6 protein-coding genes and 1 pseudogene are annotated in these 13,690 nt (G+C 69.7%); all 7 read right to left on the bottom strand.

What is annotated here, in order from left to right; all coding sequences use genetic code 11:
* Positions 1-114: 114 nt before the first annotated feature.
* Positions 115-1,575 carry a glycogen synthase GlgA gene (gene glgA / locus RXV79_RS12400; RefSeq protein WP_413816684.1) on the bottom strand — a complete coding sequence of 487 codons (1,461 nt, stop codon included), beginning with the start codon at positions 1,573-1,575 and terminating at the stop codon, positions 115-117.
* 14 nt (positions 1,576-1,589) lie between these two features.
* Positions 1,590-2,798: pseudogene (locus tag RXV79_RS12395) on the bottom strand (glucose-1-phosphate adenylyltransferase); the annotation flags it as partial.
* Positions 2,799-2,871: 73 nt separating this feature from the next.
* Positions 2,872-4,086, bottom strand: coding sequence for an amylo-alpha-1,6-glucosidase (locus RXV79_RS12390; protein WP_316703726.1), 1,215 nt, complete (start codon positions 4,084-4,086; stop codon positions 2,872-2,874).
* A 121-nt stretch (positions 4,087-4,207) separates the two neighbouring features.
* Positions 4,208-4,519 carry a hypothetical protein gene (locus RXV79_RS12385; protein ID WP_316703725.1) on the bottom strand — a complete coding sequence of 104 codons (312 nt, stop codon included), beginning with the start codon at positions 4,517-4,519 and terminating at the stop codon, positions 4,208-4,210.
* Between the two features lie 99 nt (positions 4,520-4,618).
* Positions 4,619-9,703 carry a malto-oligosyltrehalose synthase gene (locus RXV79_RS12380; protein ID WP_316703723.1) on the bottom strand — a complete coding sequence of 1,695 codons (5,085 nt, stop codon included), beginning with the start codon at positions 9,701-9,703 and terminating at the stop codon, positions 4,619-4,621.
* Entirely contained in the window at positions 9,696-11,546 is a 1,851-nt protein-coding gene (treZ, locus tag RXV79_RS12375; RefSeq protein ID WP_316703722.1) for a malto-oligosyltrehalose trehalohydrolase, read from the bottom strand. The genes RXV79_RS12380 and treZ overlap by 8 nt, the downstream gene beginning before the upstream one ends.
* The gene (glgX, locus tag RXV79_RS12370; RefSeq protein ID WP_316703721.1) at positions 11,543-13,687 is read right to left on the bottom strand and encodes a glycogen debranching protein GlgX; all 2,145 of its coding nucleotides are present in this window, start codon (positions 13,685-13,687) and stop codon (positions 11,543-11,545) included. Before glgX ends, treZ begins: the two co-directional genes overlap by 4 nt.
* Positions 13,688-13,690: the final 3 nt, after the last annotated feature.

The raw sequence follows: 13,690 nt of genomic DNA, 5'->3' as shown, positions 1-13,690 counted from the left end.
GAATGACCCGTTGAAAAGGGCCCATCTTTCTGAGTCCCCGGATCGTTTGCTACGGTGCCACCACGGGCCGACTCCTCGTAGTTCCCCGGACCTCCAGCGCCCAATGGTCGGCACTCAACCCACGGGCGTGCGCTGGCGATACAGCGCCGCGTAACGTTGCGCACTCTGCAGCCAGCCGAAAGGCTGTGCCATCGCGCGCTGCTGCACGCCGCGCCAGAGGGCGGGCTGCTGGTACAGGCGCAGCACGCGCACCAGGGTCTCGCGCAGGGCCTGGGCGCTGTCTTCCTGGAAGACGAAGCCGGTGCCGTCGGGCTCCGACGCGTCTCGCACCGAGTCGGCAAGACCTCCCGTGGCGCGCACGACCGGCAAGGTGCCGTAGGCCTGGCTGTACATCTGGTTGAGCCCGCAGGGTTCGAAGCGCGAGGGCATCAGAAACACATCGGCGCCCGCCTCGATAGTGTGGGCCAGCCGCTCGTCGAAGCCGGTGCGCACCGCCACGCTCGCCGGGAACTCGGCCGCCACCTCGTTCAGGCGCTGCTCGTAGCGCGGCTCGCCGCTGCCGAGCACGACGAGCTGCGTGCCCTGCTTGAGGAGCCACATCAGGTTGTCGAGGATGAGGTCGATGCCCTTCTGGTCGGTCAGGCGGCTCACCACGCCAAAGAGCGGCGTGCGCGACTTCACCGACAGCCCGAGTTCGGCCTGCAGCGCGCGCTTGTTGGCCGCCTTGTCGTCGAGGCAGCCCGCGCCGTAGCGCGCCGGGATCAGCGTGTCGCTCACCGGGTTCCACGCACGGGTGTCGATGCCGTTGAGGATGCCGTGCAGGCTGGCGCTGCGTGCTCGCAGCATGCCGTCCATGCCGAAGCCGAGGGCCTCCTGCTGGATCTCACGGGCGTAGGTCGGGCTCACGGTGGTGATGACGTCGGCGTGGCGCAGCGCCGCCTTCATCATCGAGATGCGGTCCCAGTGCAGGAGGCCCTCGCCTTCGACCTGCATCCACTCGTCGGGCAGGTCGAGCGCAGCGCGCCGGTCGAGCGGGAAGTTGCCCTGGAACGCGAGGTTGTGGATGGTGAAGAGGCTGCGGGCGCGCGGTGCGGGCATGCGGCTCAGGTAGGCGGCGGCGAGGCCCGTGGGCCAGTCGTTGGCGTGCAGCGCGTCGGCCTGCCAGTCGGCCCAGGGTGACGCCCCCGAGGCAATGCGCGCGGCCACATGGCTCAGCAGGCCGAAACGTTCGGCGTTGCTCGCGTGGTCCACGCCCTGCTCGTCGCCATAGGGGCCCCCGGGCAGGCCGAAGAGCGCCGGGCAGTCGAGCAGCCATAGGCTGAAGCCTTCCGCATTCACCCGCACGAGGTCAGCCGCAGGCCACACGCCTTCGGCGGGGAGCGTGAGGCGCTGCGTGCCTTCCTTCGCCAGTTGCGCGAGCGAGCGGTAGGCCGGCATCAACACCCGCACGTCGTGGCCGAGTTCGGCCAGTGCGGCGGGCAGCGCCGCGCTCACGTCACCGAGGCCGCCGGTCTTGACCCACGGAGCGCATTCAGGAGTGACGAAGAGAACCTTCAGTGCAGCACGCGCGCTCATGCATGCGCTGCGGGGAAGTGGCCGCGCGGCACGACGACGACGCCGTTCTCGCTCACGTGGAAGCGTTGGCGGTCGCGCTCGAGGTCGTAGCCGATGCTCTCGCCGGGCGGGATGAAGTTGTCGAGGTCGACGATGGCGTTGCGCAGCTTGGCGCCGCGGCCGATCACGTTGCGGTCCATCACGATGCAGTGGTCGAGCACGGCATCGGGTTGCACGCTGACGGCCCGGCGCAGCATCACGTGGTCGAGGTGCGCGTCGTTGACGACGCAGCCCGAGCCGAGCACCGAGCGGCGGATGACGCCGCATTCGATCTTGGCCGACTCCGACTGGTCGGCGCTGGCATAGATGGGCCACTCCGGGTTGGTCATCTTGAAGCGCGGCGTGGCGCCCAGGGTGTCGAAGTGCGCCGAGAAGTAGGCGTCGATCGTGCCCACGTCGCGCCAGTAGGCCTGCTCTTCGTAGTCGGCCACCCCCGGCACGACATTGGTCGCGAAGTCGTAGGCCATCAGCTTGTGCGTCTTCATCAGGCGCGGGAGGATGTGCTTGCCGAAGTCGCTCTCGCCCTTGTCGTGCGCGGTCTGCAGTTCCTTCATCAGCACGTCGGCGTTGAAGATGTAGTTGCCCATCGAGGCGAGTGCGTGGGTCTTGCTGCCCGGCATGGGGCGGCAGGTCTGCGGCTTCTCCTGGAAGTCGGTGATGCGCAGGTTGTCGTCGGTCTCGACGATGCCGAAGCTCGGGCTCTGCTCGCGCGGCACCGGCAGCGTGGCCACCGTCACGTCGGCGTTGTTGGCCTTGTGGTGGGCGATCATCTGCCGCACGTCCATGCGGTAGATGTGGTCGGCGCCGAAGACGGCCACGATGTCGGGCTTGAAGGTCTCCATCAGGTGGAGGTTCTGGTAGACCGAATCGGCCGTGCCCTGGAACCACTCCGGGCCGTTGCGCATCTGCGGCGGCACGACGGTGATGAAGTGATCGGGAAGAAAGCGCGCCAGTTGCCAGCTTTGCCGCACGTGCTCGATCAGCGCCTGCGACTTGTACTGCACCAGCAAGTAGATCGAGTAGATCTCGCTGTTGACCAGGTTGCTCAACACGAAATCGACGATGCGGTGCTTGCCGTTGAAGGGCACCGCGGGCTTGCAGCGATGGGCCGTCAGGTCGTGCAGCCGCGTGCCCTCGCCCCCTGCCATCACGAAAGCCAGCACGCTGTCGGCGGAGTTTTTCATAGGTCTGTTCTCGTCGTCATGACGGAACAGGGGCAAACCGCGTGCCGTAGCCTCCGGGAGGATTTGCCGGCGCTCAGGCGAGGGCTTTTTGCGCCAACAAGAACGTAGCCGCATTCCAGCTCTGCCCCGCCATTCCCATGGGCATGAGCGTACGGCCGTGGAACCACTCCGTGAAACGCCAGTCGTCGAGCGCCAACACCTGGGCCAGCTTGCTCAGCTCGTGGCGGGCCGCGTCTTTCTTGCCGAGCTGCGCCAGGGCCATCGCCCAATAGCCGCCGACGAAGGGCCAGATGCCGCCGTTGTGGTACTGGTGGGGCTGGTTCTGCTGGTGGCGGTTCATGTACTGGCGCCACAGCTCGTCGTCGGGGGTGATCGGGTGCGTGACCACGCGGATCGGGTACGGCTCCGAGGCCCGCGCCTCGGTGAAGGTCTGGATGATCTCGCGCGCCATCGATTCGTCGGCCAGGCCGTAGAGCACGGCCAGCAGGTTGCCGAACACGTCGCCCTCCTCGCCCGCGAACGACAGGTTCACGAAGCTCAGGTACAGCCCGGGGTCGCGCAGGCCGCGGCGGGCATAGTGGCCCAGCAGGCGGCCGCGTCGGTACTCGGGCAGGTCTTTCTTGAACGGGTGGAAGAGGTGGTTGAAGTGGTAGTGCGTCTGCTCCAGGTTGGGCAGTTCGTAGAGCAGCTTCACCCGGTACCAGAGGGCGTTGGTGTAGAGCACGAAGCCCGAGCGGGGCATGATGTCGGCCCAGTCGCTGGCCTCGTTTTGCTGCAAAAGGAAGAAGCGCTGGTGCTCCTGGGCCAGCAGCCAGTGCAAGGCCCGATCGATCTGCGGGCCCCAGCGCTGGTCGAGCCCGCCGATGCGGCTGTGGCGGCGCACGTGGTCGATGGCGATCAGCCACCAGAGCGTGGCGTCGATGCAGCCCAGGTACCAGAAGTCGGCATCGCGACCTTCGGGGTCGACGTATTTCGGGATCTGCCCGTTGGGCGCCTGCAGCAGCGCGAGCGACTCGATGCTCGCGATGGCCCCGTTTTCGAGCGCCTCGTCGCCGGTGCCGGCCATCGCCAGCACGCAGATGGCAGCGTCGCGGCCGAAGATGCGGGTGTAGCTGCGGGCCTCGGCCGCTTCGGTGCGGCTCGCGGCGAGGATGCCCTGGGGCGTGAGGTTGTCGCGCAGCAACTGCAGCGACCGCGCGCTGCATTCCTCGACCAGCGTGGTGGCGTGGTCGGTGCCGTGGTGTGAGAAGGTGCGGGCCAACAGCGCGGTGTCGTGGTGGTTGCTCATGAACTGCCTTGCATCCAGACGATGCGGGGCAGTGTAGGGAGCGACGCCGCCCTGCTGCCGACGTGCCGGCGTTACGTCGCGTAAACGGTGACATCGGCGTGACCGATGTCACGCAGGGGTGTCAGGTTTTCGGCGGGTCACACTCCGGGGGCTGGCAGGCGCCGGGGCGCAGCGTCCAGTCGTGTGTGTCTTTCTCGGTGCTGATGCGCTTCTCGGCGGCCATCGCGGCGCTGGGCGAGATGGGGTCGCTCGCGGGGAAGGTCTCGTCGAGCGCTTCGTCGAGCAATTCCTGATAGGTGGGCACGGTCTCTGCGGGCTTGCTGGCCTTGCCTTCGAGGCGCTCTTCCGGCTGCTTCACGGCGCGTGGGTCGCGCTTGGCGGTCGGCCGGTCTGTCCGGTCACGGGTTCGTTCCTGGGTGCGTTCCTTGGTCATGGGGTCTCCTTCGGACACGACGAGGGCTTTGTGAATGGGCATTCGGCGTTCCCGTGGATCCCTTTTGCCGCAACGATTGCCGCCCGCGTGTCGCCCATGTCACTTGGTGAAACGCAGGGCGACGGCCGGGAAGCTCGCGAACGCCCGTGCCACGGGCAGCGGGCGAAGCGAGAGATCGAACGGGCGCCCGGTGAGCGCATCGGTGGCATTCAAGGGCACACCGGCTGGTGCCACCGGCGTGAGGTCGACGGCGGTGTCGCCCCACACCGCTTCGCCGAGCGGCAGTGCGCCGGGCTCGGGCTGCAAGCGCGAGAAGAGCCGCGCGGCCAGCACCACCAGCACCTCGTTGCCATGCTCGCGGGCGTAGGCCACGAGGTGCTCCTGCCGGGCGCCGGTCACCGCGAGGGGCACGTAGCGCCCATCGCGAAAGAGGGCCTCCCGTTCGGCGCGCAGCTGCAGCAAGCGCCAGGTGAGCCACAGCTTGGCTCGTCCGTCGAAGGGGTGCGCGGCCAGCTCGCGCAGACGTTCTGAAAGGCCGGGCGAGCCCTGCAGCGCCTCCAGTGCAGCCAGGTGCCGCTCACGCAGGGCGAAGTCGACCGGGCGGCGGTTGTCGGGGTCGACGAGGCTCAGGTCGAGCAACTCGTTGCCCTGGTAGACATCGGGCACACCAGGCGAGCTGAACTTCATCAGCACCATCGACAGGCTGTTGAGCGCGCCGAACCACGCGAGCGCCGTGGCGTTGGCCTGCAGGTCGCCCAGCAGCGGGTTGGGCGAGACACGCGCCAGCAGGCTGCGCACGAAGGCGGTGAGCGCGTTTTCGTAGGCCTCATCGGGTGTGGTCCAGCTCGTGTGCCGCTTGGCCTCGCGGGCGGCCTTCAGCATGTACTGCACGATGCGCTCGCGGTAGTCGCCGAGCGACTGCTCGTCGAGCCCTTCCGCGGGCAGCGTGCCGAGCACGGTCTGGTAGAGCAGGTATTCGTCGGCGGGCGAAGGTGCGGCCTCGCCATTGACCTCGGTCTTGTACAGGCGCGCGAGCCGGCGCCAGCGCGCCAGGCCGAGCCGCCACGCGGCCGGCATTTCCGAGAGCACGTTGAGCCGGTTGCGCACGTCTTCCGAGCGCTTGTTGTCGTGCGTCGAGGTGGCGAGGATGGTGTGCGGCCAGCGCGCCGCGCGGTCGCCGCTGGCACCGTGGAAGGCACGCACCGTCATGCCGAAGGGGCCCGGGTCGCCGCCCACCTCGTTTTGCGACACCAGCCGGTGGTACTGGTAGAAGGCGGTGTCTTCCACGCCCTTGGCTGCGACCGGCGCGCAGAACTGCTGGAAGCGCGCCGCGAACTGCCACGCCGCATGCTCGGGCGGCAGCGGCGCACCGTCGGGCCCCTGCCCGCGCAGCACGCGGCCGACGAAGTCGAACACCGAGCGGTCGGGTGCCTCGCTGCGCTTGCGGGCGTGGGCGATGGCCCAGTCGAGGAAGCGGATGTCCTGTGCGGAAGCGCGACCCAGGATGTAGGTGCGGTAGACCGGCATGCACGCCGCCACCTCGGCCAGCGCATCGCGCAGCGCGTTGAAGGTGTAGTCGCGGGTGCGGCGGTCGGCGCGCGCGATGCGCATGAGCGCAGTGGCGAGCACGGTCAGCTCGGAGGCGAGCGCAATGCGCGCCACGCTGCGCTTGCCGCGGTACACGAGCTCGGCGAAGGGCTCGCGCTCGCCGCTGAAGCGCTGCCAGATGCGGTCGAAGCGCTCGGCGGCGCCGCCGTCGACGAGCACGCCGTTGACCACCATCGCGAAACGGTAGCCGGTCGTGCCGTGGATGGCCCACTCTTCCGGCACGTCTTCGTGAGGGGCAGCGATCTTCTCGGCCACCACGTAGAGCGGCCGGGCCGGCCGCTCGCCCTCCGCCGGCGCGGGCAGCGCGAGGCCGGCACGCTCGGCGTAGCCCTGCTGCAGCTGCGCGAAGTAGCGCGCCGGGTCGTGCAAGCCGTCGGGGTGGTCGATGCGCAGGCCGTCGACCACGCCTTGCGCCGCGAGGTCGAGCGCCATCGAGTGGGTGGCCTCGAAGACGGCGGGCTCTTCCATGCGCAGCGCGGCGAGGTCGTTGATGTCGAAGAACCGGCGGTAGTTGATCTCGTCGGCCGCCACGCGCCAGTAGGCCAGGCGGTAGTGCTGGCCCTCGTGCAGGGCGTGCAGCGTGTCGCGGCTCGCCTCGGCGTTGATGGCCGCGAGCGCCGCGTCGACCGCCGCGGCCACTTCGGCGTGGCCCTGGGCCAGCTCGGCGAAGCGCGATTTCAGCTCCTCGCGCGTGCGGGCCACGGTGGCGTCGAAGCCCATGCGTGCAGGCAGTGCCGCGAACGAGTCGGCCAGGCCCTCGACCTGCGCTCGCGCATGGCCGTCGCCCAGGCGCTGGGCGGCATGCGTGAGCAGCAGCTCGTAGCTGCGCAGGGCGAGCGGGAAGCAGTGGTCGAAGTAGCGCAGCACCAGGCGGCCGCGGTCGAGCTCGAAGGCGAGCTTCAGCTGGCCGCCAGCCAGCACGTCGCCGTAGTGCTCACCCAGCACGGGCAGCAGGACCTTGCCTTCGAGATCGGCGTTGACGGGATGCCAGTCGATGTCGAAATGGCGGGCGAAGGCCGAGCCCTGGCCGTTCTCGAGCACGTCGGTCCACCAGGGGTTCTCGGCGCCGAGCACGCCCATGTGGTTGGGCACCATGTCGAGGATCAGGCCCATGCCACGCTCGCGCGCGGCGTTGGCGAAGCGCTCGAAACCATCGCGCCCGCCCAGCTCGGGGTTGATCTCGTCGTGCGCCACCACGTCGTAGCCGTGCAGGCTGCCCGGCCGCGCGCGCCAGATCGGCGAGCAGTAGAGGTGGCTCACGCCCAGGCGCTCCAGATAGGGCAGCGCAGCCACGGCGTCGTCGAAGCTGAAGTCCTTGTGCAGCTGCAGCCGGTAGGTGGCGCGCGGAATCACGGCCACCGCCCTGCCCTGCGGCCGCGCCGCCGCCGTGCGCGCAGGCGATGGGCGGATCGACGCGAGCCGCGCGCACAGCGCCGAGACACGCGGGTTGTGCGCCATGGCTTCGAGCCCGAGCGGCAGCTTGCGCCGCCAGTTCGGGTGCTCGTCGACCGTGCCCGGCAGGTTGGCCTGGTCGGGCACGCCAAGCGCGTCTTCCAGCTGCACCATCATCAGCTGCGCCGGGGTGCTGGCCACATAGGCGTGCACCGCTTCCGAGACGGCAGGCGCGATGGGCTGCGTGCCGCTCGCGTCGATGTGACCTTCGGCCGGCAGCAGGCCGCGCTGCTGCAGCACGTTGAGCAGGCGCAGCCGGTCGTGGGCACGCTCCTCGCGCTGCCGCTCGTGCATCTGCGGCGTGGGGAAGAGCTTGAGCGACTGCCGCACCTCGAGGTCGTGCCCACGCCACCAGCCGGCGAGCGTTGCGAGGTCATGCGTGCTCACCGCCACGAGCGACTTGCGCGGGTACGCCTCGGGCGCCTTGAAGCCCCCGCCGTGCTCGCGTTCGAAGTACAGCAGCCGGTACGACAGCAGCTCGCGCCGCTGCATGGCCGAGCGCATCTCGTCGGCCACGGTGCCGAGGTCTTCGCCGATCACCATGCAGCGGTTGCGCTCGCTCTCCAGCGCCACGATGGCCAGCAGCGCCTGCAGCGGGTACAGCACGTAGCTGCCGTCGCGCGCCGAGGCGCCGGGCGGGATCCAGTACAGGCGCATCAGGCCCATCACATGGTCGATGCGCACTGCGCCCGCGTGGCGCATGGCGGCGCGCAGCGTGGCAACGAAGAGGCGCACGTCGCGCTTGAGCCCATCGGGCCTGAGCGGTGGCAGGCCCCAGCCCTGCCCGTTCGGGTTGACTTCGTCGGGTGGCGCCCCCACCGTGGCGCCGCTCGCGTATGCCGACTGGTGGCCCCAGGTATCGGAGCCGGCCCGGTCGACCGACACCGCGAGGTCGAGGTACAGCCCCACCGCCATGCCCCGCTCGCGGCAGCGGCGCGACAGACGCGCGAGCTGCAGATCGGCCTGCCACTGCAGGTATTCGTGGAACTCGACCTCGTCTTCATGCTCGGCGATGAAGCGCTGCACCTCGGGCGACCCGGGCTGACGGTAGGCCTCGGGCCACACTGGCCAGCCCCAGACCAGGCTGTCTTGCGCGTGGAAGTGCGCTTGCAGCGCCTCGAAGCTCGCGTGCAGCCGCAGCTCGGGCGAGCGCGCCGCCTGGAAGCGGCGGAACTCGGTGGCGCGGCTGCTGCCCGTGGCGAGATGCCGGCGGCGGAAGCTGCGGTAGAGCTTGCGCAGAAGCTCCGTCTTGAGCCGGTCCACGCCCTCGTAGTCGACGCTCGGCGCGGCGCGCAGCGCCGCCCGGCGCGACTGCACCTCGGGCGAGGCCATCCACTGCCGCGCCGGCTCGCACTCCTGCAGGTCGGGCAGTGCCTCCACGTCGAGGTAGAGCGTGTTGAGCTGCAGCCTCGACGATGGGCTGTAGGGGCTCGTGTGCAGCGGGTTGTGGCTGAACATCGCGTGCAGCGGGTTCACGCCGACGATGCCGGCGCCATGCCGGCTCCACTGCTCGATGACGGTGGCGAGGTCACCGAAATCGCCGATGCCCCAGTTTCGCTCGGAGCGCAACGCGTAGAGCTGCACGGCCGGACCCCAGGTGCGGTTGCCACGGCTCGCGCCGGGGGCGTCGGCATCGGTCAGGTCCGCGAGCGCTGGGGGCTGGTAGCAATGGGCTGGTGCCGAGACGAGCTGCACCACCTCGCCCAGACCATCCAGGCGCAGGTGGTGGTAGCCCATGGGCAAGGGCCGCGCGATGCGCAGCTGGATGTCCCGCGATTCACCGTCGACCGGCGTCTCGCCCGCGTGCTCCTGGCCGCCCTCTTCGATCAGCGTCCACTGCAGCGAGCGCATGGGCTTGGGCAGGCGCACCGGCACCGACCAGTCGCTGCTGCCCGCGGTGAGCGCCACCAGGGGCGGCACCACCTCCCGCTCGCGCGCGGCCCGGGCTTCGCGCTCGGCCACCGCGGCGGCGTCGGCGCTGCTGGCGTCGACGCCCAGCTCGGCCAGCAACTTCACCAGGGCTTCGGTCGAGGCCTCGTGCCGGTGGCCCCACACGTCGTGGTACTCGGTGAGCACGCCGTGCTCGGCGCACAAGCGCGCCACGGCCTGGCGGTGATCATCCATGGTTCACCTCGGCCTCCATCGCTGCCTCCGTCTCCACCTCCATCACCACGAGCACTGACCCGGGTTTCCAGCGCCCGGCGTCGTCGATGTGCTGGCGGTGCACCACCCGCCCTTCGGGCGCTGCGATGCCGACCAGCTCGGTGTCGGTCAGGTTGGCGACGAGGTGCCAGCGCGCGCCGTCGGCGAGCGGCCAGTCGACGTGCAGCAGCCCGCCGTCGAATCGGTAGCGACCATCGCCCAGGCGCGGGTCGATGTGCGGCATGAGCAGCTCGCGCCGCACGGCGAGCAGCTGGCGCATGAGGGCGAGGCGCACGCCGTGGGCGCCCTGGTCGCGCTCGTCCCAGCGCAGCTTGGACATGCGGAAGGTGGTCTCGTCATTGGGGTCGGGAATGCGCGCCCGCGCCGAGGGGTCGGCAAACGCGGCGAAGCGGGCGAACTCGTTGCGGCGCCCGTCCGACACCGCTTGCGCCAGCTCGGGGCCGAAGTCGCAGAAATAGAGGAACGGCGTGGACGCGGCGAATTCCTCGCCCATGAAGAGCATGGGCACGTGCGGCGACAGCAGCAGGCAGACGTAGACGGCATCGAGCCGGTCGGGGTTGGCGAGGTTCGACAGCCGGTCACCCAGCGCGCGGTTGCCGATCTGGTCGTGGTTCTGCACGAAGGAGACAAACGCGCTCGGTGGGAGGTGGCCGCTCGGCTCGCCGTGTGGCACGTTGCCGCGGTGCGCGGAAGGCTGGCCCTGGTAGATGAAGCCTTGTGCGAGCGCACGGGCGAAGCGGCCGATGGGGCCGTCGGCATAGTCGCCGTAGTAGCCGTCGGTCTCGCCGGTCAGGAGCACGTGGGCGGCGTGGTGCAGGTCGTCGTTCCACTGCGCCGTGGCGTAGAGCGGCTGGCCGTCGTCGGCGCGCTGCAGGATGCTGGCCTGGTTGGCGTCGTTCTCGAGCACCAGGTGCACCTGCCGGTCCACGCCGGGGGTGCCGGCGAAGCTGCGCAGCGACTGGCCGATCTCGCTGGCGATGTGCAGCGGCGAGCTGTCGTGGATGGCGTGCACCGCGTCGAGCCGCAGGCCGTCGAAGTGGAACTCCTCCACCCAGTACAGCGCGTTGTGGCGGAAGAAGTCGCGCACGGTCTCGCTGCCCGGGCCGTCGAAGTTGATTGCTGCGCCCCAGGGCGTGTGCCTGGCCTCGTTGAAGAAACTCGGGCAGTAGGCGTGGAGGTAGTTGCCCTCCGGGCCGAAGTGGTTGTAGACCACGTCGAGCAGCACCATGAGGCCCAGGCTGTGGGCCGCGTCGACGAAGGCCTTGAGCGCGTCGGGCGTGCCGTAGGCGGCATCGGGGGCGAACGGCAGCACGCCGTCGTAGCCCCAGCCCCGCTGGCCGGGGAAGTCGGCCACCGGCATCAGTTCGATGGCGGTGATGCCGAGTTGTGCGAGTTCGTGCAGGCGCACCGCGGCGGCCTTGAAAGTCCCTTCGTGGGTGAAGGTGCCCACGTGCATCTCGTAGACCACCGCCTCGTGCCACGGCCGGCCGCGCCAGCCGGCATCGCGCCAGCGGTAGGCGCGCGGGTCGATCACACAGCTCGCGCCATGCACGTCGTCGGGGTTGTGGCGCGAGGCCGGGTCGGGCACGAGCAGGCCGTTGCCCACGTCGTAGCGGTAGCGGCTGCCGGCAGGTGCGTCCACGCCGAGGGCTTCGTGCCAGCCGTTCGGGCGCGTCTGCATCGGCACGCGACGGCCGTCGCCCAACACGAGCGCCACCGCGTGCGCGGCCGGTGCCCAGAAGCGGAAATCGGTGCGGCCGTCGTCGCGCAGCGTGGCGCCGAACGGCATGCGGTGCAGGCTCATGAGGCCTCCCGCCCGTGCGCGGGCCGCGTGAAGACGGCCATGGCGCGGCACTTCATCGTGTAGGTGTCGCCGGGGGCGAGTGCGGCGGCCTCGGGCGTGCCCGATGCCACCGAGGTGTCGATCGCCACCTGCCACGCCGCGCTGCCAATCGGCGGAATGCGGAAGTCCATGTCTTCGTGATGAGCGTTGAAGAGCAGCAGGAAGTCGTCGTCGAAGAGCGGCTGGCCACGCCGGTCGTCGCCGGTGAGCGCGATGCCGGGGAGGTACATGCCCAGGCAGCGCGCAAAGTCGGTGGCCCATTCGGCTTCGGTCATCTCCTCGCCATCGGGGCGCAGCCACACCAGATCTTTCAATCCCTCGCCCACTTCGTGCCCGCCAAAGAAGTCGCGCCGGCGGAAGGCCGGGTGGTCGCGCCGGAGCGCCGTGAGCTTGCGGGTGAAGCCGAGCAGCGCCTCGCGCTCGGGCGTCATCTCCCAGTCGAGCCAGTTCATCTCGTTGTCTTGCGCGTAGGCGTTGTTGTTGCCGCCTTGCGTGCGGCCCATCTCGTCGCCCGCCAGCAGCATGGGCACGCCTTGGGAGAGGAAGAGCGTGGCCAGCAGGTTGCGCTTCTGGCGCTCGCGCAGGGCGAGCACCTCGGGGTCGTCCGTCGGGCCTTCGACGCCGCAGTTCCACGACAGGTTGTGGTTGTGGCCGTCGCGGTTGTCTTCGCCGTTGGCCTCGTTGTGCTTGTCGTTGTAGGAGACCACGTCGTTGAGCGTGAAGCCATCGTGCGCGGCGATGAAGTTGACGCTGGCCGTGGGGCGGCGGCGCGCATAGCCGTAGAGGTCGGACGAGCCGGTGAGGCGCTTGGCGAACTCGCCGATCACGCCGCCGTCACCCTTCCAGTAGCTGCGCATGCCGTCGCGGTACTTGTCATTCCACTCGGCCCAGCCGGGCGGGAAGCGGCCGACCTGGTAGCCGTCTTCGCCCAGGTCCCACGGTTCGGCGATGAGCTTCACGCGCGAGAGCACCGGGTCCTGCCGCACGGCGGCGAGGAAGGCGCCGCGGTGGGCCACGTGGCCGTTCTCGCGTGCGAGCGTGGTGGCGAGGTCGAAGCGGAAGCCGTCGACGTGCATCTCTTCCACCCAGTGGCGCAGCGAGTCCATCACCAGCTGCAGCACGCGCGGGTGCTGCACGTTGAGCGAGTTGCCGCAGCCGGTGTAGTCGCCGCAGTAGCGCGGGTCGTCGGCGGGCACGTAGTAGACGGCGTTGTCGATGCCGCGCAGGCTGACCGTGGGGCCGAGGTGGTTGCCCTCGCAGGTGTGGTTGTAGACCACGTCGAGGATCACCTCGATGCCGGCGCTGTGCAGCGCCTTGACCATGCTCTTGAACTCGCGCACCGGGTCGCCGCTGAAGGCATAGCGTGGCTCCGGCGCGAAGAAGCCGAAGCTGTTGTAGCCCCAGTAATTCTGCATGCCTTTCTCGTCGAGGTGGCGGTCGTTCAGGTACGAGTGGATGGGCAGCAGCTCAACGCTGGTGACGCCCAGGCGGCGCAGGTGGTCGATGGAGGCTTCGCTGGCCAGGCCGGCATAGGTGCCACGCAGCTGCTCGGGCACGCCGGGGTGGCGCATGGTGAAGCCGCGCACGTGGGTCTCGTAGATCACCGTGTCGCTCCAGGGCACCTGGGGATGGCGGTCGCCGTCCCAGGTGAAGGCCGGGTCGACGATGCGGCACTTGGGCATGTAGGCCGCGCTCTCGCGGCGGTCGAACGACAGGTCGGCGCGCCGGTGGCCGACGGTGTAGCCGTAGAGCGCATCGCTCCAGCGCAGCTTGCCGACGAAGTCTTGCGCGTAGGGGTCGGCCACCAGCTTGTGCGGGTTGAAGCGATGCCCTTCTTCAGGCTTGTAGGGGCCGTGCACCACGTAGCCGTAGGCCATGCCGGGCCGCGCCTGCGGCAGGTAGCAGTGCCAGACGTTGTCGGTGCGCTCGCGCAAGCTCACCCGCTGGCGCTCGCGGCGGCCGCGCTCGTCGAAGAAGACGAGCTCGACCTTCTCGGCGTGCTGGGAGTAGAGAGCGAAGTTCACGCCTTCGCCGTCCCACGTGGCGCCTCGCGGATACGGCCGGCCCGGCCAGACGGTGGTGATGGGCATGTCGCGGGCCATGGG

The organism is Piscinibacter gummiphilus, assembly GCF_032681285.1.
Taxonomy (GTDB): domain Bacteria; phylum Pseudomonadota; class Gammaproteobacteria; order Burkholderiales; family Burkholderiaceae_C; genus Rhizobacter; species Rhizobacter gummiphilus_A.
Note: the sequence above shows the minus strand (reverse complement) of the source record. Positions and strands in the feature narration are given on the sequence as shown.